Genomic DNA, 24,081 nt, shown 5'->3' with positions numbered 1-24,081 from the left:
ACCGGGAAGTGGAACGCCATGTGGCATTCGTCGCCGCCGGACTGGAAGTCTCCGAAGTAGTCGACGACGTCCTCCGGCCACTGGTTGGCCTCCGCGAGGATCACCGTGTCCGGGTAGTGCGAGTCGATCTCCTTGCGGACCCGCCTGAGGAACTCATGGGTTGCCGGAAGGTTTTCGCAGTTGGTGCCCTCCTGCGCGTACAGGTACGGCACCGCGTCCAGCCGGAACCCGTCGATGCCCAGGTCCAGCCAGAACCGCAGCGCGGAGATCATCTCCTCCTGCACGGCCGGGTTCTCGTAGTTGAGGTCCGGCTGGTGCGAGAAGAAGCGGTGGAAGAAGTACTGCTTGCGGACCGGGTCGAAGGTCCAGTTGGAGACCTCGGTGTCGACGAAGATGATCCGGGCGTCGGCGTACTGCTTGTCGTCGTCGGCCCACATGTAGTAGTCGCCGTAGGGCCCGTCGGGGTCCTTCCTCGACTCCTGGAACCACGGGTGCTGGTCGCTGGTGTGGTTCATGACGAAGTCGATGATCACGCGCATTCCGCGCTGATGGGCCGCGTCGACGAACTCCACGAAGTCGGCGAGGTCGCCGAACTCCGGGAGGACCGCGGTGTAGTCGGAGACGTCGTATCCGCCGTCCCTCAGGGGCGATTTGAAGAAGGGCGGCAGCCAGAGGCAGTCGACACCCAGCCACTGCAGGTAGTCGAGTTTGGCGGTGATGCCCTTGAGGTCGCCGACGCCGTCGCCGTTGCTGTCCTGGAAGGAGCGGACGAGGACCTCGTAGAAGACGGCGCGCTTGAACCAGTCGGGGTCGCGGTCCTTGGCGGGGGTGTCCTCGAACGTGTCCTGAACGGGTTCGTTGACGATCATCGTGTGGGTGACCCTCCGATCTGCGGGTTGGACGGTCGCAGGACGGTGAGGACGTGCGCGGGCCGGGTGCCCGGTTCGAGGCGCACGTAGTTGGCCCTGCCCCAGTGGTAGGTCTCGCCGGTGAGCTCGTCGCGCACCGGCACCGACTCGTGCCAGTCCAGGCCGAGTTGCGGCATGTCCAACGAGACCGTGGCCTCCTGGGTGTGGTGGGGGTCGAGGTTGACGACCACCAGAACCGTGTTCGAACCGCTCCTCTTCGAGTAGACGATCACCGCCTCCTGGTCGGCGTGGTGGAAGTGCAGGTCGCGCAGTTGCCGCAGGGCCGCATTCGCCCGGCGGATCTCGTTGAGCCGGGTGATGAGCGGCGCGAGGGTGTCGCGGGTGTTCCAGTCACGGGGCTTGAGCTGGTACTTCTCCGAGTCGAGGTACTCCTCGCCGCCGGGCCGCAGCGGGGTGTTCTCGTACAGCTCGTAGCCGCTGTAGACGCCCCAGGTAGGGGAGAGGGTGGCGGCGAGGACGGCCCGGACGGCGAAGGCGGGCGGGCCGCCGTGCTGGAGGTACTCGTGCAGGATGTCGGGGGTGTTGACGAAGAAGTTGGGCCGCATGTAGGAGGCGGCCTCCCCCGAGAGTTCGGTGAGGTACTCCGTCAGCTCCTGCTTGGTGGTGCGCCAGGTGAAGTAGGTGTAGGACTGCTGGAAGCCGATCTGGGCGAGGGTGTGCATCATCGCGGGGCGGGTGAAGGCCTCGGCCAGGAAGACGACGTCGGGGTCGGTGCGGTTGACGTCCGCGATGACCCGTTCCCAGAAGACGACCGGCTTGGTGTGCGGGTTGTCGACCCGGAAGATCCGTACGCCGTACGACATCCAGTGACGCAGGACGCGCAGGGTCTCGGCGATCAGGCCGTCCATGTCGGCGTCGAAGGCGATGGGGTAGATGTCCTGGTACTTCTTCGGCGGGTTCTCCGCATAGGCGATGGTGCCGTCGGGCCGGTGGTGGAACCACTCGGGGTGTTTGTGCACCCACGGGTGGTCGGGGGAGCACTGCAGCGCGAAGTCCAGGGCGATTTCGAGGCCCGCGGCCTGCGCCTCCCGCACGAACCAGGCGAAGTCCTCGATGGTCCCCAGGTCGGGGTGGACGGCGTCGTGCCCGCCCTCGGGGGAGCCGATCGCCCACGGCACACCGACGTCGTCCGGGGTGGCGTCGAGGGTGTTGTTGCGGCCCTTGCGGAAGGTCGTCCCGATCGGGTGGATCGGCGGGAGGTAGACGACGTCGAAGCCCATCGCGGCGATGGCGGGCAGGCGTCGGGCCGCGGTGCGGAAGGTGCCGTGCGGGTTCTCCGCGGTTCCCTCGGAGCGGGGGAAGAACTCGTACCAGGAGCCGAACAGCGCCCGTTCACGCTCCACGAGGAGCGGCAACGGCTCGCAGGAGGTGACCAGTTCCCGCAGCGGATACCGGGACAGGACCGCGTCGACCTCCGGTGTCAGCGCCGACGCCAGACGGGAGGCCGGCGGGCGGGTCTCGTCGCGCAGGGCGCCGACGGCGGCGCGCAGGACGGCGCGTTTCCCGCCCCCCTTGGGCACACCGGCCAGCGCGCGCTCGTACAGCCGTGCGCCCTCCTCGAGGACCAGTTCGGTGTCCATCCCCGCCGGGATCTTGATCTGGGCGTGGTGCCGCCAGGTGCCGACCGGGTCGCTCCAGGCCTCCACGTGGTACGTCCAGCGGCCCGGCGCGTCCGGGGTGACGTCGGCGCCCCACCGGTCGGTGCCGGGGGCGAGTTCGCGCATCGGGGTCCAGGGGCCGGGCCGGCCCTCGGGGTCCGTCAGCACGACGTTGGCGGCGACGGCGTCGTGGCCCTCGCGGAACACGGTGGCCGAGACCTCGAACGTCTCACCGGTGACCGCCTTCGCGGGCCGGCGCCCCTGCTGGACGAGGGGGCGGACGTCGAGGACCGGGATGCGCCCGACGGCGGTGGCGGGAGCGGCGGAGGATCGCTCCGCGACGGGCGGACCGGTGTCGACGGGGCGCACGGGGAGCGCTTCGGAGACTTCGGTCGCCTTGGTACGGGGTGTCGGGGGTGATGACGAGTGGTGCGTGGCGGGCATGACCGCTCCTGTCCGCATCAACGAGGGTGGGCGGATGGATGTGGGGTCGAGTACCGGGGGAGCCTTCCCACCCTAAACGGGTGAGCATTCCGGCACTTTGTTAACTACTCACGCGTATGTCTACACACAAGACCGGCCCCGTTCGGGACGAACGGAGCCGGTCGCGTGGTCCGTTACGTGAAGGGCGGTACCTGCAGGAGTTTGTTCGGTGAACCGGCCCCCGGACGGGAGACCTTGCCGTTCGCCGCGCCCCCGACCAGTTCCCTCGCGACCTGGGCGGGCGTGGCCCTCGGGTGGTCGGCGAGATACAGCGCGGCCACGCCCGCCGCGTGCGGCGCCGCCATCGACGTACCCGAGGAGGTGGTGCGGCCCGTGTCACCCGTGTACGAGGCGGAGGTGATCGACACGCCGGGGGCGAACAGGTCCAGGGCCGAGCCGTAGTTGGAGAAGCCGGCCCGGGTGTCCCTGCGGTCGACGGCGCCCACGGTGACCGCTTCCCGCACGTCGGCGGGGGATTCGAGAGCGGCGGCGCGGCCTCCGTTGCCCGCGGCCACGACATAGGTGACGCCGGATCTGATGGAGGCGCGGACGGCCGCGTCGAGCTGGGCGTTGTAGGAGCCGCCCAGGCTGAGGTTGGCGACGGCGGGCTTGCGCGCGTGCCGGGTGACCCAGTCGATACCGGCGATGGCCTGAGCGGTGGTGCCCGCGCCCGCGCCGTCGAGGACGCGTACGGCGACCACCTTCGCCTTCCCGGCGACGCCGAGGTCCTCGCCCGCGACGATCCCGGCGACATGCGTGCCGTGCCCGTTGCCGTCGGAGGCGGTGCGGTCGCCGCCGACGAAGTCCCAGCCGTAGCTCGCGCGGCCGCCGAAGTCCTCGTGGGTGATCCGGATCCCGGTGTCGATGACGTACACCGTCACCCCGGCGCCCGCGGACCTGGGCGCTCGGTAGCCGCCGTCCAGCGGCAGGGCCTGCTGGTCGACCCGGTCCAGCCCCCAGGACGGCGGGTTCCTCGCGCCGGCGTCCACGGTCACGCGGGTGTCCTGGACGACCGAGGCGATGCGCGGGTCTGCCGCGAGTCGCCGGGCCTGTCTCGCGCTCGCCCGGACGGCGAAGCCGTTGAGGACCGTGCCGTAGATATGGCTGATTCTCGCCCCGTACGCGCTTACCAGCCGCCGCCCGGCGGCGGAGGACGCGGGTGCGCCCCCCTTCAGCGTCACGAGATAGCTCCCGCCGACGGAGCCGGGCAGCCCGGCGCCGAGTACCTTCCCCTCCGGCGCGGCGTGCGCGGGCAGGATCACGGCCGACAGGACCATGGTCGTGGCGACCGCGGTCAGGCCCCCCGCCCGGCGCAGACGCCGCGATCGCGTCCGTGCCATGGTTGGCGTCCCCCTCCTCCACTCAAGGGGCAGCCTCTCGTGCGGGGTGAAGCGTCACAAGGTGGCCTACGGGGGCTGAATCGGCCATATCGCCGGTTTGTGTGATCCGGCCCGTCTCGGGAAGCCTCCGGCAGGGGCGAGGGCAACACCGGTACGGTTCTGAGCGACCGGACGTACACAGCCGTGCGTCCATCCAGCGAACGCGCCACGCCGAGGTGGAATGTGAAGGCGATCCGTCGATTCACCGTCCGACCCCTCCTCCCCGAACCCCTCAGGCCGCTCAGTGACCTGGCCCGCAACCTGCGCTGGTCATGGCACGCGGAAACTCGTGACCTCTTCCAGTCCGTCGATCCCGAGCGCTGGGCCGCCTCGGACGGTGATCCGGTGCGGCTGCTCGGCAGCGTGCGTCCGGAGCGCCTCGCCGAGCTGGCCGAGGACCGCCGGTTCCTGCGCCGGCTGACCGCGGCCGTCGACGACCTGCACGACTATGTGACCGGTGACCGCTGGTACCAGACCCAGCCCGGCACCGCCGGACTCCCGGCCGCCGTCGCCTACTTCTCACCCGAGTTCGGCATCACCGCCGCCCTGCCCCAGTACTCCGGCGGCCTCGGCATCCTCGCCGGCGATCATCTCAAGGCGGCCAGCGACCTGGGCGTACCGCTGATCGGTGTGGGTCTGCTCTACCGGCACGGCTACTTCCGCCAGACTCTCTCCCGCGACGGCTGGCAGCAGGAGCACTATCCCGTGCTCGACCCCAACGAGCTGCCGGTGACCCTGCTGAGGGAGGACGACGGGACCCCCGCCCAGGTCTCCCTCGCCCTGCCCGCCGGCAGGCAACTGCACGCCCGCATCTGGCTGGCCCAGGTCGGCCGTGTCCCCCTGCTCATGCTCGACTCGGACATCGAGGAGAACGACCTCGGCGAACGCGGGGTGACCGACCGGCTCTACGGCGGCGGCAGCGAACACCGCCTCCTCCAGGAGATGCTGCTCGGTATAGGAGGGGTCCGGGCGGTACGGACGTACTGCCGCCTCACCGGCCACGCACCGCCCGAGGTCTTCCACACCAACGAGGGCCACGCGGGCTTCCTCGGCCTGGAGCGGATCGCCGAACTCTGCGACGAGGGCCTGGACTTCGACTCGGGGCTGGAGGCGGTCCGGGCGGGCACGGTCTTCACCACCCACACCCCCGTCCCGGCCGGCATCGACCGCTTCGACCGCGAGCTCGTCGCCCGCCACTTCGGCCCCGACGCCGAACTCCCCCGCATGGACGTCGACCGCATCCTTCGCCTCGGCATGGAGACCTACGCGGGCGGCGAGCCGAACCTCTTCAACATGGCGGTGATGGGCCTGCGCCTGGCGCAGCGGGCGAACGGCGTCTCCCTGCTGCACGGGCACGTCAGCCGGGAGATGTTCTCCGGCCTCTGGCCCGGCTTCGACGCCGACGAGGTGCCCATCACCTCCGTCACCAACGGCGTGCACGCGCCGACCTGGGTCGCCCCCGAGGTGCTGCGGCTCGGCGCCCGCCAGGTGGGTGTCCAGCGTGCCGAGGACGCGCTGACCGTCGGCGAAGGCGACCGCTGGGACGCCGTCGCCGACATCTCCGACCAGGACATCTGGGACCTGCGGCGCGTCCTGCGCGAGCAACTGGTGGTGGAGGTGCGGGAGCGGCTGCGGGTGTCCTGGCGGCAGCGGGGCGCGGGGACGGCGGAGCTCGGCTGGATCGACGGCGTCCTGGACCCCGACGTCCTCACCATCGGATTCGCGCGCCGGGTCCCGTCGTACAAGCGGCTGACGCTGATGCTGCGCGACCGCGACCGTCTGATGGAACTGCTGCTGCACCCGACCCACCCCATCCAGATCGTCGTGGCGGGCAAGGCGCACCCGGCGGACGACGGCGGCAAACGCCTGGTCCAGGAGCTGGTCCGGTTCGCCGACGACCCGCGCGTGCGCCACCGCATCGTCTTCCTCCCCGACTACGGCATGGCGATGGCGCAGAAGCTGTACCCCGGCTGCGACATCTGGCTGAACAACCCGCTCAGGCCGTTGGAGGCATGCGGCACGTCCGGCATGAAGGCGGCGCTGAACGGCTGTCTCAACCTCTCCGTCCTGGACGGCTGGTGGGACGAGTGGTTCCAGCCCGACTTCGGCTGGGCGATCCCCACGGCGGACGGCGCCGGCACGGACCCCGACCACCGCGACGACATCGAGGCGGCGGCGCTGTACGACCTGCTGGAGCAGCGCATCACGCCCCGCTTCTACGAGCGCGGTCAGGCGGGGCTGCCCGACCGCTGGATCGAGATGGTCCGCCAGACCCTCACCCTCCTCGGGCCGAAGGTCCTGGCCGGCCGGATGGTCCGCGAGTACGTCGAACGCCTCTACACCCCGGCCGCCCAGGCCCACCGTGTGATGGCCCCGGACACCGCGCGCGAACTGGCCGGCTGGAAGACGAGGGTGCGGGCGGCCTGGCACGCCGTGTCGGTCGACCATGTCGAGACGTCGGTCGCCGCGACCACGGCGGAACTCGGCACGACCCTGGCGTTGCGGGTCCGTGTCGGGCTGGGCGACCTCGCCCCCGACGACGTCGAGGTCCAGGCGGTCTCGGGCCGCGTCGACGGGGAGGACCGCATCACGGACGCGGCGGCGGTCCCCCTGAAGCCGGCGGGCGGCCCGGACCTGGAGGGCCGCTGGGTCTACGAGGGCCCCCTGTCCCTGGACCGCACGGGCCCCTTCGGCTACACCGTGCGGATCCTCCCCACCCATCGCCTGCTGGCGTCGGGCGCGGAACTGGGCGTGCTGACCCTGCCCTCGGAGGACGGGGTGGCAGGAGCGGGGGTGTTGCTGCGGTAACCGGTCCGCGGGGGTCGGTGTGTCCGCACCGGCCCCTGTCCGCCGTCGTCACGCCGACGCGGTGACGGCCAGCCGGCGCAGCCGCTCGAAGTAGCGGATCCCCTCGGCGTCGGTGAGCAGCGGCAGCACCCGGTCCAGGTCGGCGAGGCACTCGCGCAGGATGCCCAGCCGCTCGGGGTCGAGGGAACCGCCCTTGCTCTGCCAGACGGACACGCACCCGGCGATGTACACGTCCAGCAGCGCCAGGTCCACGCCCGCCGGTTCCGCGCCCCGGAGGGCGGCCGGGAAGAGCGCGCTCAGGTGCTCCTGGAAGAGGACGTCGGCGCTCATGCCGCCGGTTCGCCCTTCGTCAGCGTTCGAAGTGTGACCATGTGCGCAACCTAGGCGGGCCCGGGGGGCCGCTGTCCGGCCGATCCGGAGGTGTTCACTCCTTCGGGTCATGCCTCCTGGCCGGCGGTCAGCTGCCGCAGGACCGCCCCGCACCGCCGGGCGTACGCCTGCTGCAACCCCCGTGTCGCCGGTCCGCCCGCCCGCGCGTACCACTTCGCCGCGCGGCTGAACGCCGTCACCGTCAGCCAGACCGTGCCGTCGCCCGTGCGGTCGACGAGGAAGGACTCCTCGCCGCACTCGGGGTGGCCGGAAAGGGTGCCGTAGGCCCAGCCCGCGCGTCTGGGCTCCTCCGCCGTCCATATCACCCGGCAGGGGGCCTTGATCAGACCGGCCAGGGTGATGGTGACGTCCACGTCGGGGGCCGCGCGGTCCGCCGTGGCGGCCACGCCGACGCCCAGGGCGCGGTGCATCTCCCAGGTCATGACCGCTTCCGCGGCGCGGCGGAACAGGTCGTGGCCCTCGCCGACGCGGGTGCGGACGTGCAGGGGGCGAAAGCCCTGCGGGCAGAACCCGGGGCGGTCGAGGGTCGCGCCGACGTCGTCGTACGTGAAGTCGTTGGGAGGCATGGGAGACAAGGGTAGGGCGGTACCCGGGGATGCCTTCGTCCCGGGTACCGCCCTTACCGCTCGGGAAGCGACTAGCTGACGTTGACGGCCGTCCAGGCCGCCGCCACCGTCGCGTACTCCGTGCTGCTGGAGCCGTACAGGGCGGACGCCGCGCTCAGGGTCGCCGTGCGGGCGGCCTTGTAGTTCGTCGTCGACGTCATGTAGGTCGTCAGCGCCTTGTACCAGATCTGCAGCGCCTTCGCGCGGCCGATCCCGGTGACCGTGGAGCCGTTGTAGGTCGGCGAGTTGTAGGTCACGCCGTTGATCGTCTTCGAACCGCTGCCCTCCGAGAGGAGGTAGAAGAAGTGGTTCGCGACACCGGACGAGTAGTGCACGTCCTTGCTGCCGACGCTGGAGGACCAGTAGTCCGACGAGCCGCCGTCCTTGCTGGGCTTGTCCATGTAGCGCAGCGGGGTGCCGTCGCCGTTGATGTTGATCTTCTCGCCGATGAGGTAGTCACCGGGGTCGTTGGAGTTGGCCGCGTAGAACTCCACGCCCGTGCCGAAGATGTCCGAGGTCGCCTCGTTGAGGCCGCCGGACTCGCCCGAGTAGTTCAGGCCCGCGGTGTTGGCGGTGACGCCGTGGCTCATCTCGTGACCCGCCACGTCCAGCGAGGTCAGCGGGTGGGTGTTGCCCGAGCCGTCGCCGTACGTCATGCAGAAGCAGCTGTCGTCCCAGAACGCGTTGACGTACGCGTTGCCGTAGTGGACGCGGGAGTACGCGGCCACGCCGTTGTTCTTGATGCCGCTGCGGCCGAAGGCCGACTTGTAGAAGTCCCAGGTCACCTGGGCGCCGTAGGCGGCGTCGACGGCGGCGGTCTGGTCCGTGGTGGAGCTGGAGGCGGCGCCGGTGCCCCAGGTGTCGTCGGCGTCCGTGAACAGGGTGCCCGCCGAGGAGGACGTGCCGTGCGACTTGTTGTACGTCTTGTGGCCGCCGCGCGTGCCGTCGGTCAGCTGGTACGTCGAGCCCGAGAGGGTCGTGTTCAGCGTCACGGTGCCGGAGTAGAGGCTCTTGCCGGTGCCGGTCTCGATGCCCTGGTACTCGTAGAGCTTCTTGCCGGTGGCCGCGTCGGTGATGACGTGCAGCTCGTTCGGGGTGCCGTCGTCCTGGAGGCCGCCGACGACCGTCTCGTAGGCGAGGACCGGCTTGCTGCCGTTGCCCGCCCAGATCACCTTGCGGGGCGCCTCGGAGGCCTTGGTCTGCGCCGAGCCGGCCGCCTTCGCCAGGGTCACGGCCTGCTTCTCGGCCTTGGCCGTGGTCACGGCCGGGGTGAGCGAGGCGACCTTGATGGTGGTGTTCGTCGCCTTGGTGACGCCCTTGGTGGCCCCCGCGGCCGACTCGTGGACGACCAGGTCGCCGCCGAGCACCGGCAGGCCCGCGTAGGTCCGCTCGTAGCGCGTGTGGACCGTGCCGTCCGCGTCCTTGACGACGTCCCGGACGACCAGCTTCTCCTTGGTGCCCAGGCCTATGTCCTGCGCGGTCGCGGTCGCCTCGGCCTGCTTGTCCTGGATCAGGGCGGTGCGGGCGGACGCCGACAGCGCGGTCGGCGCGGCGAGGGGCTTCGCGGCCGCGTCCGAGCCGGTCGGCGCGGCGACGGCACCTGAGGTGAGACCGGAGGTGACCAGGGCTCCGGCCGCGATCGCGGTGGCGATGGCCAGAGTGGTGCGCTTGTGACGCGCGTAGAGGGAGGTCACACAAGCTCCTTGGGTGTGGGGGTGCCCGGACGGCGTGGGGATGCCGACCGAAGCCGTGGTGAAGTTGTGCGGCGGTTGGCAGGAAGCTTGCATCAAGGTCGCGTACATGTCAGGACCCCGATGTGATGTTGACTGAAAAACGACGTCCGAATGAACATTGCCGGAATGTAAACGGAGTTGACCGCGGTAAAGCGCCAACAGGAGGCGGGTAAGCGGCTGGCAAAAAGGTGCCGCCCCGGAGGTTCCCAGACCTCCGGGGCGGCGACTTCGGTGCGGTTCGCCCGGTTTACGGGAACGTCAACTTCCAGCTGTTGATATAGCCGGTGTCCTGGGCCGCGTTGTCCTGGACTCGCAGCTTCCAGACGCCGTTGGCCACCTCGGAGGAGGCGTTCACCGTGTACGTGGTGCTGATGTTGTCCGCGCTGCCGCCGGTGCCGTACGCCTTCAGCGTGTACGCCGTGCCGTCGGGGGCGACCAGCTGCACCTGGAGGTCACCGATGTAGGTGTGCACGATGTCCACGCCCACCTGGAGGTTGGACGGCGCGTTGCCGGTCCGGCCGGACACGGTGACCGAGGAGGTGACCGCCGCGCCGTTGTCCGGAATCGACACGTCGGCGGTGTTCTCGAAGGAGGTGCCGCCGCCACCGCCGCCGCCGCCGTCCGAGCGCGAGCCGACCGCGACGCCCGCCCACGCGTCCTGCACCGCCTTGTACTCGGCGGAGGTGGTGCCGTACAGCTCACCGGCCGCCGCCAGCGTGCCGGTGCGGGCCGCCGCGTAGTTGGTGGTGGTGGTGAACTTCGTGGTCAGCGCGCGGAACCAGATCTTCTCCGCCTTGTCCCGGCCGATGCCGGTGACCGGAAGGCCGTCCGCCGTGGACGAGTTGTAGGTGACACCGTTGATCGTCTTGGTGCCGCTGCCCTCGCTGAGGAGGTAGAAGAAGTGGTTCGCGGGACCGGACGAGTAGTGCACGTCGATGGACCCGATGCCCGAGTACCAGCTGTCCTTCGACGCGCCGTCCTTGCTCGGCTTGTCCATGTAGCGCAGCGGCGTGCCGTCGCCGTTGATGTCGATCTCCTCGCCGATGAGGTAGTCACCGACGTCCGAGGAGTTCTGCGCGTAGAACTCGACCGAGGTGCCGAAGATGTCCGAGGTCGCCTCGTTCAGGCCCCCGGACTCGCCCGAGTAGTTCAGCCCGGCCGTGTTCGCGGTGACGCCGTGGGTCATCTCGTGGCCGGCCACGTCGATGGCGGTCAGCGGGTGGGTGTTGCCCGATCCGTCGCCGTACGTCATGCAGAAGCAGCTGTCCTGCCAGAAGGCGTTGACGTACGCGTTGCCGTAGTGCACGCGCGAGTACGCGCCCACGCCGTCGCCCCGGATACCGCTGCGGCCGTGCACGTTCTTGTAGTAGTCCCAGGTCAGTGCCGCGCCGTAGTGCGCGTCGGCACCCGCGGTCTCCGTGTTGGACGCGGCGCCGTTGCCCCAGACGTCGTCGGAGCCGGAGAAGAGCGTGCCGGTGCCGGAGGTGCCCCGGTTGAGGTTGTACGTCTTGTGGCCGCCGCGCGCCCCGTCGGTCAGGTTGTACGTCGACCCGGACTGGGTGGTGCCCAGCGTCACCGTGCCGCTGTACATGGTGTTGCCGGTGCCGGTCTCGACGCCCTGGTACTCGTAGAGCTTCTTGCCGGTGGCCGCGTCGGTGACGACGTGCAGTTCGTTCGGGGTGCCGTCCTCCTGGAGGCCGCCGACGACCGTCTCGTACGCCAGCACCGGAGTGCCGTTCGCCGCCCAGATCACCTTGCGCGGCGCGCGGTTGGTGGCGGCCTTCTCGGCTCCGTCGGCCTTCGCCAGGGTCAGCGCCTGCTTCTCCGCCTTCGACGCGGCGACGGCGGGCGTGAGCGAGGCGACCTTGATGGCGGCCCGGGTGGCCTTGGTGACGCCCTCGGTGGCGCCCGACTTGGCGGTCTCGACGACGAGGTCGCCGCCGAGGACGGGCAGACCGGCGTAGGTGCGCTCGTAGCGGGTGTGCAGCGTGCCGTCCGCGTCCTTGACGACGTCACGGACGACGAGCGCCTCCTTGGCGCCCAGGCCCAGCTCCTTGGCGGTCGCCGCCTTGCCGGCGTCCGCCTCGCGTATCAGCGCGGCACGCTGGGCGGGGGTCAGGCGCACCGACTCGGCGCCGGGGCGGGCCTGGGGGGTGCCCTTCGGGGCGGCGGTCGCGGCGCCGGACTGCACGGCGGCGGCGATGAGCGCGGAGACGCCGACGAGGGCGACGGCCGCGGTCTTGCGGTACGGGGTGTGGGAGGTGCGTCTGCGAGAGGAACTGCTTCTCAACACTGACTCCTTCTGCGCGGCCGCGGATCACGCGGCCTGGGGAGACCGGGCGGCGGGTGGGCCGTCCGGGCACGACAAAGGCGGTACGCAGAACGGTGTGGCTGTGGGGTTGCTGTGAAGTAGCAGTGGGAAGAGTGGCAGTGGATTGCGCTGTCTGTCAGGAGCGCGTCAGAAACTTGGCCGGAAACGGTTCGTTGTCCGGGCGTTCATGTTCGGTATACGGACGAAGGGGGTGTGGGCGGGACCGACCCGCCGGGTCCTGTCAGGCCAGGCTGTCCCGCCAGGCCCGGTGCAGGTCCGAGAAGCGGCCGGTGCCCGCGACGAGGTCGGCCGGAGTGCCGTCCTCGACGATCCGTCCGTGCTCCATCACCAGCACCCGGTCGGCGATCTCCACGGTGGACAGCCGGTGCGCGATCACCACCGCCGTACGGCCCTTCAGCACCGTCGCCATCGCCGCCTGCACCGCCCGCTCCCCGGGGATGTCCAGCGAGCTGGTCGCCTCGTCGAGGATCAGCACCGCCGGATCGGCGAGCAGCGCCCGTGCGAACGCCACCAGTTGCCGCTGTCCGGCGGAGATACGGCCGCCGCGCTTGCGGACGTCGGTGTCGTAGCCGTCGGGCAGGGCGCTGATGAACTCGTGCGCGCCGATCGCCTTCGCCGCCCGCTCGATCTCCTCCCGCGTCGCGTCAGGCCGCCCGATGGCGATGTTCTCGGCGACCGTGCCGGAGAACAGGAACGCCTCCTGCGTCACCATGACCACCCCGCGCCGCAGCTCGGGCACGGCGAGGTCGCGCAGATCGACGCCGTCGAGCAGCACCCGCCCGCGCGAGGGGTCGTAGAAGCGGGCGAGCAGCTTGGCCAGCGTCGACTTGCCCGCGCCGGTCGAGCCGACGACGGCGACCGTCTGCCCGGCAGGGAGCGTGAGGTCGAAGCGGGGCAGCACCTCGCCTCCGGTGCGGTAGCCGAAGGAGACGCCGTCGAAGACGACCTCCCGGCCGGGGAGTTCGCCCCGCACGGCAGGCAGTTCCCTGGGCGTGGACGGTTCCGGCACGGACGGCGTCTGGGCCAGCAGCCCGGCGATCTTCTCCAGCGAGGCCGCCGCCGACTGGTACGAGTTGAGGAACATGCCGAGCCGGTCGATCGGGTCGTACAGCCGCCGCAGGTACAGCACCGCCGCCGCCAGCACACCCAGCGCCAGCGTGCCGCCCGCCACCCGGTAGGCGCCCCACAGCACGATCAGGGCGACGGCCGTGTTGGCCACGAACCGCGAGCCGATGACGTACCGGGCCATCTCCAGCAGCGCGTCGCCGTTCGTCCGCTCGTGCCGCCGGTTCAGGACCCGGAAGTCGGCGTCGTTGACGGCCTCGCGGCGGAACGCGCGCACCGGCCGGATGCCGTTCATCGTCTCCACGAACTTCACGATCACGGCCGCGATCGCCGTGGACCGCGCCGTGAACACCCGCCCCGCGCGCCGCCGGTAGACCCGCACGAGCTGGTACAGCGGCACGAAGGACGCCACCGCGACCGCGCCGAGCCCCAGGTCCAGCCAGAGCAGCATCGCCGAGATGTACAGGAAGGAGAGGATGACGGTCACCAGCTCCTGCAGGCCCTCGTTGAGGAGTTCGCGCAGGGACTCCACGTCCGTGGTGGAGCGGGAGATGAGCCGGCCCGAGGTGTAGCGCTCGTGGAAGTCGACGCTGAGGGCCTGCGCGTGCCGGAAGATACGGCCGCGCAGATCCAGCAGCACGTCCTGGTTGACCCGGGCGGCCGCGATCAGGAACGCGTACTGCAGACCGCCGGAGGCCAGCGCGCACACCAGATAGCCGACGGCCACCGCGGCCAGCGGCCCGTTGTCCCCGTCCCGGAAGGCCGGTACGGCACGGTCGATGGCGTACGCCACCAGCAGCGGGCCCGCCTGCACGGCCGCCTGCTGGAGCAGCAGCAGGAGCGTGGTGAGGGCGACGCGAGCCCTCATGGGGGCGAGCAGGGAACGCAGCAGCGTGCCCGTGGCGCCGGGCGGGGTGGGCAGGACGTCCTTGTCGAAGGGGTCGTCGGCGGCCTGCGGACGCAGCTCTTGAGGTTGGTCCTCGGTGGTGGGGGAGGAGGTGGTGGGGGCGCTCATCGGTCGTCCTCCTGGCGGCCGTTTCCTGACATGAGGTGGGCGTACTCGGCGTTGCCGCGCAGTAGTTCCTGATGGGTGCCGACGGCGGTGACGCGACCGCCGGAGAGCAGGGCGACGCGGTCGGCGAGGAGCACGGTGGACGGGCGGTGGGCCACGATCAGCGCGGTCGTGTCGGCGAGGACCTGGCGCAGCGCCGCCTCCACGGCGGCCTCCGTGTGGACGTCCAGCGCGGAGAGCGGGTCGTCGAGCACGAGGAACCGCGGTCGCCCCACGACGGCTCTGGCCAGCGCCAGCCGCTGCCGCTGACCGCCCGAGAGACTGAGCCCCTGCTCGCCGACCTGGGTCTCGACTCCCTGCGGCAGCGCGTGCACGAACTCGGCCTGCGCGACACCGAGCGTCCGCTCCAGTTCGGTGGCCCCGGCCTCGTCGTCCGCGCCCATGAGCACGTTCTCCCCGACACTCGCCGAGAAGAGCGTGGGCTCCTCGAAGGCGACGGCGACCTTGGCGCGCAGTTCCTCGCGGGACATCGCGGTGACGTCCTCGCCGTCGAGGGTGATCCGGCCGGCGGTCACCTCGTGCAGCCGGGGGACGAGCGCGGTGAGGGTGGTCTTCCCGCTGCCGGTGGCCCCCACCAGGGCCATCGACTCCCCGGGCCGGATGTGCAGGTCGACCCCGTCGAGGGTGGGGGGCGTGTCGGGGTCGGCGTCGGGGTAGCGGAAGACGACGCCTTCGAAGCGGAGTCCGTCGCCGGCCGTCCGGTCCGCCCGGGCGGCGGTGTCCTTCTCCGGCTCCTCGTCCATCACCTCGAAGTACCGCTCGGTCGCCGTCGCCGCCTCCTGGCTCATCGCGAGCAGGAACCCGATCGAGTCGACCGGCCACCGCAGCGCGAGGGCCGTCGACAGGAAGGCGACCAGCGTGCCCGCGGACAGCTCCCCGTCCGCCACCTGCACGGTGCCCAGCACCAGCGCCGCCCCGATCGCCACCTCCGGCAGGGTCACGATCACGGCCCAGATCGTCGCCAGCAGCCGGGCCTTGCGCAGCTCGGTGCCGCGCAGCGTCGCCGACAGCTCACGGAAGGCCCGCGCCTGACTGCGGTGCCGCCCGAAACCCTTGATGATCCGGATGCCGAGCACGCTCTCCTCGACCACCGTCGTCAGATCACCGACCTGGTCCTGGGCGCGCCGCGCCACGACCGCGTACCGGTTCTCGAAGAGCACGCACATCACCATGACCGGGAGGGCGGGACCCAGGATCACCAGCCCCAGCGTCCAGTCCTGGAGCAGCATGATGGTGACACCGACGAGAATCGTCACGCCGTTGACCAGCAGGAACGTCAGCGGGAAGGCGAGGAACATCCGCAGCAGCATCAGGTCGGTGGTCGCCCGGGACAGCAGCTGCCCCGAGGCCCACCGGTCGTGGAAGGCCACCGGCAGCCGCTGCAGATGCCGGTACAGCTCCGCCCGCATCTCCGCCTCGACATGCGACAGCGGCCGCGCCACCAGCCACCGCCGAAGCCCGAACAGCCCGGCCTCCAGAAGCCCGAGCAGCAGCAGGTACAGGGCACCCAGCCACACCCCCGCCGGGTCCCGCTCGGCGACCGGCCCGTCCACCATCCACTTCAGGACGAGCGGAATCACCAGCCCCACACAGGAGGCGACGACCGCCACGAACGCCGCACTGAACAGCCGCAGCCGTACCGGCCGCACATACGGCCACAGGCGCAGCAACGTCCGCACCGCGGACCGGTTCTTGGTGGTTGCACGAGTCGTCGACATCAGGAGCGAGCCTACGTATCGCCACTGACAACGCCCACCGGGTTTCGGCCCGACCGGCATCGGTCGCTGGTCCTACGACCTGCGCATTCGAGGGTCCGTACCCCCTTCCGGGTGAATTTCGGAAGAGCCGGGGCAGCGACTCACCCCACCACCCGCAGCAACACCACGGCCCGAGGCGGTACGGTCACCTCCACCCCCGCCCGGTGCGTCACGCCCGGTGCCGCCTCCTGCTGCTCACGCGAGGTGTCGACGACCACCTCGTACCGCTCCGCCCACGGCGGCCCCGGCAGGACGAAGCTCACCGGGCGGTCGCCGGCGTGGAGGACGGCGAGGAAGCTGTCGTCGGTGATGGGGGCGCCCTGTTCGTCGCGGCCGGGGATGTCCCTGCCGGAGAGGTACATGCCGAGGGTGGCCGCGGGGGCGTACCAGTCGCCCTCCGTCATCTCCGTGCCCCGGGTCGTGAACCAGGCCAGGTCCCGCAGCCCGTCCGCCGAGTGGGCGCGGCCGGAGAAGAAGGCGCGGCGGCGCAGGACCGGATGGCGGTGGCGCAGGGCGATCAGGCGGGAGGTCAGGTCGAACAGGGCCTTCCAGCCCGGCTCCCGCAGCAGGCTCCAGTCGACCCAGCCGATCTCGTTGTCCTGGCAGTACGCGTTGTTGTTGCCGCCCTGGGTGCGGCCCAGCTCGTCGCCCGCGACCAGCATCGGGACCCCGGTCGACAGCAGCAGGGTGGTGAGCAGATTGCGCAACTGGCGGCGCCGTAGCGCCCGTACCCGCTCGTCGTCCGTCTCTCCCTCCGTCCCGCAGTTCCACGCGCGGTTGTCGTCCGTGCCGTCCCGGTTGCCCTCGCCGTTGGCCTCGTTGTGCTTGCGTTCGTACGACACGAGGTCGCGGAGGGTGAAGCCGTCGTGGGCCGTCACGAAGTTGACCGAGGCGTACGGGCGGCGCCCGCCCCACGCGTACAGGTCGCTGGAGCCCGACAGGCGGTACCCCATCTCCCGGACGTCCGGGAGCGCGTGGCGCCAGAAGTCGCGCACGGCGTTGCGGTAGCGGTCGTTCCACTCCGTCCACAGGGGTGGGAAGGCCCCGACCTGGTAGCCGCCGGAGCCCACGTCCCACGGTTCCGCGATCAGCTTCACCCGGCGCAGCACCGGGTCCTGCGCGATCACCGCGAGGAAGGGGGAGAGCATGTCGACGTCGTGCATCGAGCGGGCCAGCGCGGCCGCCAGGTCGAAGCGGAAGCCGTCCACTCCCATCTCCGTCACCCAGTAACGGAGCGAGTCCGTGATCAGCCGCAACACGTGCGGCTGCACCACGTGCAGGGTGTTTCCGCAGCCCGTGTAGTCGGCGTAGCGGCGGGCGTCCGACTGCAGCCGGTAGTAGCCGCGGTTGTCGATGCCCTTCAGGGACAGCGTCGGGCCCAGTTCGCCGGCCTCCGCCGTGTGGTTGTAGACCACGTCGAGGATGACCTCGATCCCGGCCGCGTGCAGCGCCCGCACCATCCGCTTGAACTCGCCGACCTGCTGTCCCGTCGTACCGGAGGAGGCGTACCCGGCGTGCGGGGCGAAGTAGCCGATGGAGTTGTAGCCCCAGTAGTTGCGCAGCCCCCTGCGCAGCAGGTGGTCCTCGTGCGCGAACTGGTGGACGGGGAGCAGCTCCACCGCCGTGACGCCCAGTCGCACCAGGTGCTCGATCGCGGCCGGGTGGGCGAGGCCGGCGTAGGTGCCGCGCAGCTCCTCCGGGATGCCGGGATGCAGCCGGGTGAAGCCCTTGACGTGCAGTTCGTAGATGACCGAGTCCGCCCAGGGCGTCTTCGGGCGGCGGTCGTCGGACCAGTCGTCGTCATCGTGGACCACGACGCCCTTCGGGACGTACGGCGCCGAGTCCCGTTCGTCGCGCACGGTGTCCGCGACCTGCTGCTGGGGCCAGTCCCGGACGTGTCCGTACACCTCGGGCGGCAGGCCGAACTCGCCGTCGACCGCGCGGGCGTACGGGTCGAGGAGCAGCTTCGCCGGGTTCCAGCGGCCCCCGGTCCACGGGTCCCAGCGGCCGTGCACCCGGAAGCCGTAGCGCTGCCCCGGCATCACGCCGGGCACGAAACCGTGCCAGATCTCGTGCGTCAGCTCCGTCAGCGCGGCGCGTGTCTCCCGGCCCGTCTCGTCGAACAGGCACAGCTCGACCGCCTCCGCCCCGCCCGCCCACAGGGCGAAGTTGGTGCCCGCGACCCCGTCCGGGCCGACCCGGAAGCGGGCTCCCAGTGGCGTGGGCGCGCCCGGGCGCACGGGTACTCCGGGCACCTTCTGGGACACCCCGTTCAGGCGGGTGTCCGGCGTGGCGTGTTCCTCCGCCACCGCCTTCTGCTCGGCTGCGCTGGACACCGTTCAGCCTCCTGCGGCTCGTGGGTACGACGTACGGGCGGGTGTACGGCGTCCCGGCCGCTGCCGCCCCGCGCTGTCGTCCTCCCCCTGTTCTGCCCAGAGCGCGTCTCGTACTCACGTTTCCCCGGAGCGCACCCGGTCGTTCAGTACCTCGTGAGGCACGTACATGGGCGCGCACGGCGCGCGAGCGTCGCAGTGGCCGCCGTAGTGACATGGGCAGGACTCCTGGCCGGGGCCGCGGGCTGCACGGGCGACGGCGGAGGCGGGCTCGACCGGATGCTCGGCAAACCGGCGGCCCCCAGGGACGTCATCAGGGTGACCCCGCAGGACGGCACGAAGGGCGTGCGCCCCGAGGACGGGCTGCGGGTGCGGGTGCCGGACGGGCGGCTGGAGTCGGTGAAGGTCGTGAAGTCGCAGGACGCCCAGGAGTCGAGGGTGCCCGGCCGGATCTCCGCCGACGGGCTGAGCTGGAAGCCGGACGGCGCACGGCTGGCGCTCGCGGCGCGCTACACGGTCGACGTCGTGGCCGTGGACGGCGACGGCAACCGCTCGGCCCGCCGCACCACCTTCACCACGTACGTCCCCGGGGAGCGCTTCATCGGGTACGTCACCCCCGAGAACCGCTCCACCGTGGGCACCGGAATGATCGTCTCCGTGGACTTCAGCCGGGAGATCGAGAACCGGGCCGCCGTCGAGCGAGCCGTGCGGGTCACCGCCGAGCCGGCCGTCGAGGTCCGCCCGCACTGGTTCGGCGGCTCCCGGCTCGACTTCCGTCCCCGCACCTACTGGAAGCCCGGCACCAAGGTCACGGTGGCGCTGCGGCTGCGGGACGTGGAGGGGGCGCGCGGGGTGTACGGGCTGCAGTACAAGACGTTCTCCTTCACCGTCGGCCGCAGCCAGGTCTCCCTCGTCGACGCTGCGGAGCACACGATGAAGGTGTGGCGCGAGGACGAGCTGATCGGCACCGTGCCCATCACGGCCGGGGCGCCGAAGACCACGACGTACAACGGGAAGATGGTCGTCACCGAGATGCTCGAACTGACCCGGATGAACGGCGCCACCGTCGGCTTCAAGAAGAAGGACGGCAAGGGCGAGTACGACATCCCGGACGTGCCGCACGCCATGCGGCTCACCGACTCCGGCACCTTCCTGCACGGCAACTACTGGGCGCAGGCGGACGTCTTCGGGAACGTGAACGTCAGTCACGGCTGCGTGGGGCTGAGGGACACCAGGGGCGGCGGCTCGGACACGCCCGCGGGCTGGTTCTTCGACCGCTCGCTCATCGGGGACGTCGTCGAGGTCGTCCACAGCGAGGACAAGGAAGTCGCCCCGGACAACGGGCTCGGCGGCTGGAACATGAGCTGGGAGGAGTGGACGTCCGAGAGCGACATCGACTGATCTCTCCCCGGACGCAACCATCCCCGCGGTCTCACGGTCCTAGTTGCGACGGAACGGTGACATTGACCTGACACGAAGCTCAAAACCGTGCGGTTAATATGCGCCAGTGATCGCGCGGGAGCGCTGGGGTGGGGGCCTGACCAGGCCTTGCGAGGGGAGAACGACTTTGAACGTGCGACCGATACGGGGGGCGTCGGTTGGCGGACGCTCACGTGGCCGCGACAAGCGGTGGGCGCTGATCGTCGGGGGGACGCTGCTCGCCGTCACGGCGTGCGGTGGGGGCGGCGGCTCGGGCTCCGGGGCCGACGGGAAGGACAAGGGCAAGGGCAGCACCGCCGCTGCCGAGAGCAAGCAGTCGGAGGCGGTCGTCACCATCGCCCCGAAGACCGGGGCCAAGGACGTCGACACCAGCGGCGCCCTGAAGATCACGGCCAGCAAGGGCAAGCTGACCGAGGTCTCCGTCAAGGACTCCAAGGGCGCGAAGATAGACGGCGAGATATCGGCCGACGGGGCGGGCTGGACGCCCGCCACGCACCTGGCCGCGTCCACCAAGTACGAGGTGCACGCGGTCGCGAAGGACTCCGCGGGCCGTACGGCCGCCGAGGACTCCTCCTTCACCACGCTGAGCCCGCAGAACACCTTCATCGGCAACTTCACGCCCGAGGACGGCTCCACCGTCGGTGTCGGCATGCCGTTCTCGGTCCGCTTCACCCGGGGCATCACCAAGCCCGCCGACGTGGAGAAGGCCATCGAGATCAAGACGGAGCCGGCCGTCGACGTCGAGGGCCACTGGTTCGGCAACGACCGTCTGGACTTCCGGCCCGAGAAGTACTGGAAGGCCGGCACCAAGGTCACCGTGAAGCTGAACCTCGACGGCGTCGAGGGCCGCAAGGGCGTCTACGGCAAGCAGTCCAAGGCGGTGTCCTTCACCATCGGGCGCGACCAGGTGTCGATCGTGGACGCCGCGAAGCACACGATGAAGGTCATGCGGGACGGCAAGCTCTACAAGACCATCCCGGTCACCACCGGCAAGCCCGGCTACGCCACCTGGAACGGCCAGATGGTCATCAGTGAGAAGTTCACGGTGACCCGCATGAACGGCGACACGGTCGGCTACGACGGCGAGTACGACATCAAGGACGTGCCGCACGCCATGCGGCTGACCAACTCCGGCACCTTCGTGCACGGCAACTACTGGGGCGGCGGCGCCTTCGGCAACTACAACGCCAGCCACGGCTGCATCGGCCTGCGGGACGTGCGCGGCGGCTACGACGGCTCCGCCCCGGCCGCGTGGTTCTTCAACCACTCGATGGTCGGTGACGTGGTCGTCGTGAAGAACTCCACCGACCCGACGGTCGACCCGGCCAACGGCCTCAACGGCTGGAACATCTCCTGGGCCGACTGGAAGAAGTGATCCACCGACGACGGGCCCGGTGCTGTGACCTACGGCACCGGGCCCGTTGGCGTTAATGGTGGTTAACCTGCTGCCATGACCGTACATCTCGAAGTCGCCGAAGGCGTCGGCACCATCCGGCTCGACCGCCCGCCCATGAACGCCCTGAATGTCGCCACGCAGGACCGGCTCAAGGAGCTGGCCGAGGAGGCGGGCCGCCGGGACGACGTCCGCGCCGTCGTCGTGTACGGCGGGGAGAAGGTGTTCGCGGCGGGCGCGGACATCAAGGAGATGCAGGACATGGACCACACGGCGATGGTCCTGCGCGCCCGCACCCTGCAGGACTCCTTCACCGCGGTGGCCCGGATCCCCAAGCCGGTCGTGGCGGCCGTCACCGGGTACGCACTGGGCGGCGGCTGCGAGCTCGCGCTGTGCGCGGACTTCCGGATCGCCGCCGACAACGCGAAGCTCGGCCAGCCGGAGATCCTGCTCGGGCTGATCCCCGGCGCGGGCGGCACCCAGCGCCTTTCCCGTCTCGTCGGCCCCTCCAAGGCGAAGGACCTCATCTTCACGGGCCGGATGGTGAAGGCGGACGAGGCGCTGACGCTGGGCCTGGTGGACCGGGTGGTGCCGGCGGCCGAGGTGTACACGCAGGCGCACGCGTGGGCCGCGAAGCTCGCGCAGGGTCCGGCGATCGCGCTGCGCGCGGCGAAGGAGTCGATCGACACCGGTCTGGAGACGGACATCGACACCGGTCTCGCGGTCGAACGCAACTGGTTCGCGGGCCTGTTCGCCACCGCCGACCGCGAGATCGGCATGCGGAGCTTCGTCGAGGAGGGGCCGGGCAAGGCCAAGTTCCTGTGAGGGAAAACACCCTCAATGCTGTGACGCAGGTCACTCTGAAAATGACCGTAATCACTTGCAATTGACGAGGCGTCTCATCCGGTTCCCTCGATGGGGCGGTTCAAGAGAACCTTAAGGCGACCTTAAGTCCGCCTTGTCGAGGAGTCCGGCGATCGCCTTCGGGTCGGCCGTCGTCGCAGGTCGGCAGGGGTGGGGGAGGCACCGCACTGCCTGTGGCATATGCCAGGCGAAACCCCCAGGCCGGGGTCGCGCGGGGGGCGTATTCCGGCGGAACGGCCCCGGAGGACCCTCGGGGCGGCCATGATGGGGGCATGGCGGGGCTGGAGGGTGGCGAACAGCCGCGGGGGCCGGGGCGCGTGGCCGCGACGCGCTGGTCTCCTGCGGTCGAGGACGAACGGGCGCTCAAGGCACTGGAGTTGTTCGGCAACCCGACAGAGGGTGAGGTGCCGCTCCCCTCCCGCCCCGAGTCGGCCGCCACGGCCCGCCGCCTCACCCAGGTCGTCGTGCTGCGCCAGTGGGGCCTGACCCCCAAGATGACCGAGGACGCGGTCCTCCTCGTCTCCGAGCTCGTCGGCAACGCCGTACGCCACACCGGCGCCCGGGTCTTCGGCCTCCGGCTGCGCCGCCGCCGCGGCTGGATCCGCGTCGAGGTCCGTGACCCCTCCCGCGGCCTGCCCTGTCTGATGCCGGTCCAGGAGATGGACGTCAGCGGCCGCGGCCTCTTCCTCGTCGACAAGCTCGCCGACCGCTGGGGCGTGGACCTGCTGCCGCGCGGGAAGACGACGTGGTTCGAGATGCGGGTGGCGGACCGTTGACGCCCTGTGGGCGGCGGCCCCGGAGCCGGTTCCCGGAATGCGGACGCGATCTCGACGGCCGTCCCGTCCCCGGCGCAGGCGACGGGGCTCAGTACACGCTCACCCCGTAGGCGCCCAGGGCTTCGGTCACCGGCTGGTAGAACGTCGTGGCGGAGGGCGAGGCGCAGTTGCCCGCGCCGCCGGAGGTCAGGCCCAGCGCCTGACTGCCGGCGTAGAGCGGGCCGCCGCTGTCGCCGAAGTCGGCACAGATGTTGGTGCGGATCATGCCGGACACGGAGCCGTCCCCGTAGTTGACGGTCCAGTTGAGGCCGGTGATCTGCCCGCAGTGGACACCGGTGGTGACACCGCGGCGGCAGGCGCTCTGGCCGGTCAGAGGGGTGCCCGCGCTCGTGATGTCCTGGGCGCCGGCCCTGCCGGGCGGGACGGGCTCCTCGCTGTCGTACCGGACGAGCCCGAAGTCGTCGCCGGGGTAGCGGGAGTTCTCCGTCGTGCCGATGTGCGTGGAGAACTCGTCCGAGAACCAGTCGGTGGCGCCGTCGGTGCAGTGTCCGGCCGTGAGGAAGAAGTGGTTCCCGCTGGTGTCGCGGGTGTTGAAGCCGACGGAGCACTGGAACTTCCCGGCGGGGCCGCTGAGGTACACCCCGTCCCCTCCGGAGAGGTACCGGGCGAGCCTGCCGGGCAGGCGCTCGACGTGGAGCGCGCCGGCCGCGCCGCCCGCCCGCTGCCTGATGGCGTCGACCGCGGTGGTGGACACGGTGCTGTCGGCGGCGAGGGTCACCCTGCCGGACGCGCCGTCCACGGCCCAGGCGGTGCCGGCCACACCGGCGCTCGCGATCACCTCGGCGACCTCGGCGAGCTGCGCGGCGCTGTAGGAGGCGGCCGGGGTGGGGTCGCCGGGGTCGGCGTGGACCGGCGTTCCCGTCAGCGCCGTGGCGGCCACGGCGGCCAGCCCCGACGCCAGGGCGATCAGCCGGGTGCGTCCTGTCGCGCCGCCGCGGGGCGTCGAGCGTCCGATCCTCATGCGGGCCTCCGGAAAGGTGCGGCCGCGCGCCAAGAGTGCCGGGACGGCCGGTCAGTGATCCATTCCGGACGCTAACCGCGCCCCGGGCCCCGGGCGACCCGGA

The 24,081-nt window shown here is 70.9% G+C and carries 16 protein-coding genes; 5 read left to right on the top strand and 11 right to left on the bottom strand.

The features are described 5' to 3' along the window. The 3 genes from ACIBVL_RS42185 to ACIBVL_RS42175 all read right to left on the bottom strand — a co-directional run. On the bottom strand, window positions 1–869 hold an 869-nt coding region (locus tag ACIBVL_RS42185), incomplete at its 3' end, for an alpha-amylase family glycosyl hydrolase (protein ID WP_399106406.1). After that, a complete protein-coding gene (locus ACIBVL_RS42180; protein ID WP_399106404.1) occupies window positions 866–2,971 on the bottom strand; it encodes an alpha-1,4-glucan--maltose-1-phosphate maltosyltransferase in 2,106 nt (701 codons plus the stop codon). The genes ACIBVL_RS42180 and ACIBVL_RS42185, both read right to left, overlap by 4 nt. 173 nt (window positions 2,972–3,144) lie before the next feature. Further along, window positions 3,145–4,350, bottom strand: coding sequence for a S8 family peptidase (locus tag ACIBVL_RS42175; RefSeq protein ID WP_399106402.1), 1,206 nt, complete (start codon window positions 4,348–4,350; stop codon window positions 3,145–3,147). Between the two features lie 222 nt (window positions 4,351–4,572). On the opposite strand from ACIBVL_RS42175, the gene ACIBVL_RS42170 reads away from it, so the two are divergent. After that, window positions 4,573–7,197, top strand: a complete 2,625-nt coding sequence (locus tag ACIBVL_RS42170) for a glycosyltransferase family 1 protein (RefSeq protein ID WP_399106400.1) — start codon at window positions 4,573–4,575, stop codon at window positions 7,195–7,197. A gap of 48 nt (window positions 7,198–7,245) precedes the next feature. Here ACIBVL_RS42170 and ACIBVL_RS42165 read toward each other — a convergent pair whose 3' ends face one another. From ACIBVL_RS42165 to glgX, 7 genes are all read right to left on the bottom strand, one after another. Further along, entirely contained in the window at window positions 7,246–7,527 is a 282-nt protein-coding gene (locus ACIBVL_RS42165) for a hypothetical protein (RefSeq protein WP_399106398.1), read from the bottom strand. Between the two features lie 107 nt (window positions 7,528–7,634). Then, entirely contained in the window at window positions 7,635–8,153 is a 519-nt protein-coding gene (locus tag ACIBVL_RS42160; RefSeq protein WP_399106396.1) for a DUF1990 domain-containing protein, read from the bottom strand. 71 nt (window positions 8,154–8,224) lie between these two features. After that, window positions 8,225–9,886, bottom strand: coding sequence for a M4 family metallopeptidase (locus tag ACIBVL_RS42155; protein ID WP_399106394.1), 1,662 nt, complete (start codon window positions 9,884–9,886; stop codon window positions 8,225–8,227). A 286-nt stretch (window positions 9,887–10,172) separates the two neighbouring features. Further along, window positions 10,173–12,215 (bottom strand): M4 family metallopeptidase, encoded by a 2,043-nt coding sequence (locus ACIBVL_RS42150; protein ID WP_399106392.1) that lies wholly within the window; start codon window positions 12,213–12,215, stop codon window positions 10,173–10,175. Window positions 12,216–12,477: 262 nt separating this feature from the next. Then, the gene (locus ACIBVL_RS42145; protein ID WP_399106390.1) at window positions 12,478–14,337 is read right to left on the bottom strand and encodes an ABC transporter ATP-binding protein; all 1,860 of its coding nucleotides are present in this window, start codon (window positions 14,335–14,337) and stop codon (window positions 12,478–12,480) included. Beyond that, a complete protein-coding gene (locus ACIBVL_RS42140; RefSeq protein ID WP_399106388.1) occupies window positions 14,334–16,112 on the bottom strand; it encodes an ABC transporter ATP-binding protein in 1,779 nt (592 codons plus the stop codon). Before ACIBVL_RS42140 ends, ACIBVL_RS42145 begins: the two co-directional genes overlap by 4 nt. A gap of 140 nt (window positions 16,113–16,252) precedes the next feature. Further along, complete coding sequence (gene glgX, locus ACIBVL_RS42135) at window positions 16,253–18,487, bottom strand: glycogen debranching protein GlgX (RefSeq protein WP_399106386.1); 2,235 nt, start codon at window positions 18,485–18,487, stop codon at window positions 16,253–16,255. A gap of 153 nt (window positions 18,488–18,640) precedes the next feature. Between glgX and ACIBVL_RS42130 the strand changes: the two genes are divergently transcribed. From ACIBVL_RS42130 to ACIBVL_RS42115, 4 genes are all read left to right on the top strand, one after another. Next, window positions 18,641–19,885, top strand: a complete 1,245-nt coding sequence (locus tag ACIBVL_RS42130; RefSeq protein WP_399106384.1) for an Ig-like domain-containing protein — start codon at window positions 18,641–18,643, stop codon at window positions 19,883–19,885. A gap of 166 nt (window positions 19,886–20,051) precedes the next feature. Then, window positions 20,052–21,299 (top strand): Ig-like domain-containing protein, encoded by a 1,248-nt coding sequence (locus tag ACIBVL_RS42125; protein WP_399106382.1) that lies wholly within the window; start codon window positions 20,052–20,054, stop codon window positions 21,297–21,299. Window positions 21,300–21,374: 75 nt separating this feature from the next. After that, window positions 21,375–22,142, top strand: coding sequence for an enoyl-CoA hydratase/isomerase family protein (locus tag ACIBVL_RS42120; RefSeq protein ID WP_399106380.1), 768 nt, complete (start codon window positions 21,375–21,377; stop codon window positions 22,140–22,142). Window positions 22,143–22,348: 206 nt separating this feature from the next. After that, a complete protein-coding gene (locus ACIBVL_RS42115; protein ID WP_399106408.1) occupies window positions 22,349–22,957 on the top strand; it encodes an ATP-binding protein in 609 nt (202 codons plus the stop codon). An 88-nt stretch (window positions 22,958–23,045) separates the two neighbouring features. Here ACIBVL_RS42115 and ACIBVL_RS42110 read toward each other — a convergent pair whose 3' ends face one another. Continuing rightward, window positions 23,046–23,978, bottom strand: coding sequence for a S1 family peptidase (locus ACIBVL_RS42110; RefSeq protein WP_399106378.1), 933 nt, complete (start codon window positions 23,976–23,978; stop codon window positions 23,046–23,048). Between the last annotated feature and the right edge of the window lie 103 nt (window positions 23,979–24,081).

The organism is Streptomyces sp. NPDC049687, assembly GCF_044465285.1.
Taxonomy (GTDB): Bacteria; Actinomycetota; Actinomycetes; order Streptomycetales; family Streptomycetaceae; genus Streptomyces.
Note: the sequence above shows the minus strand (reverse complement) of the source record. Positions and strands in the feature narration are given on the sequence as shown.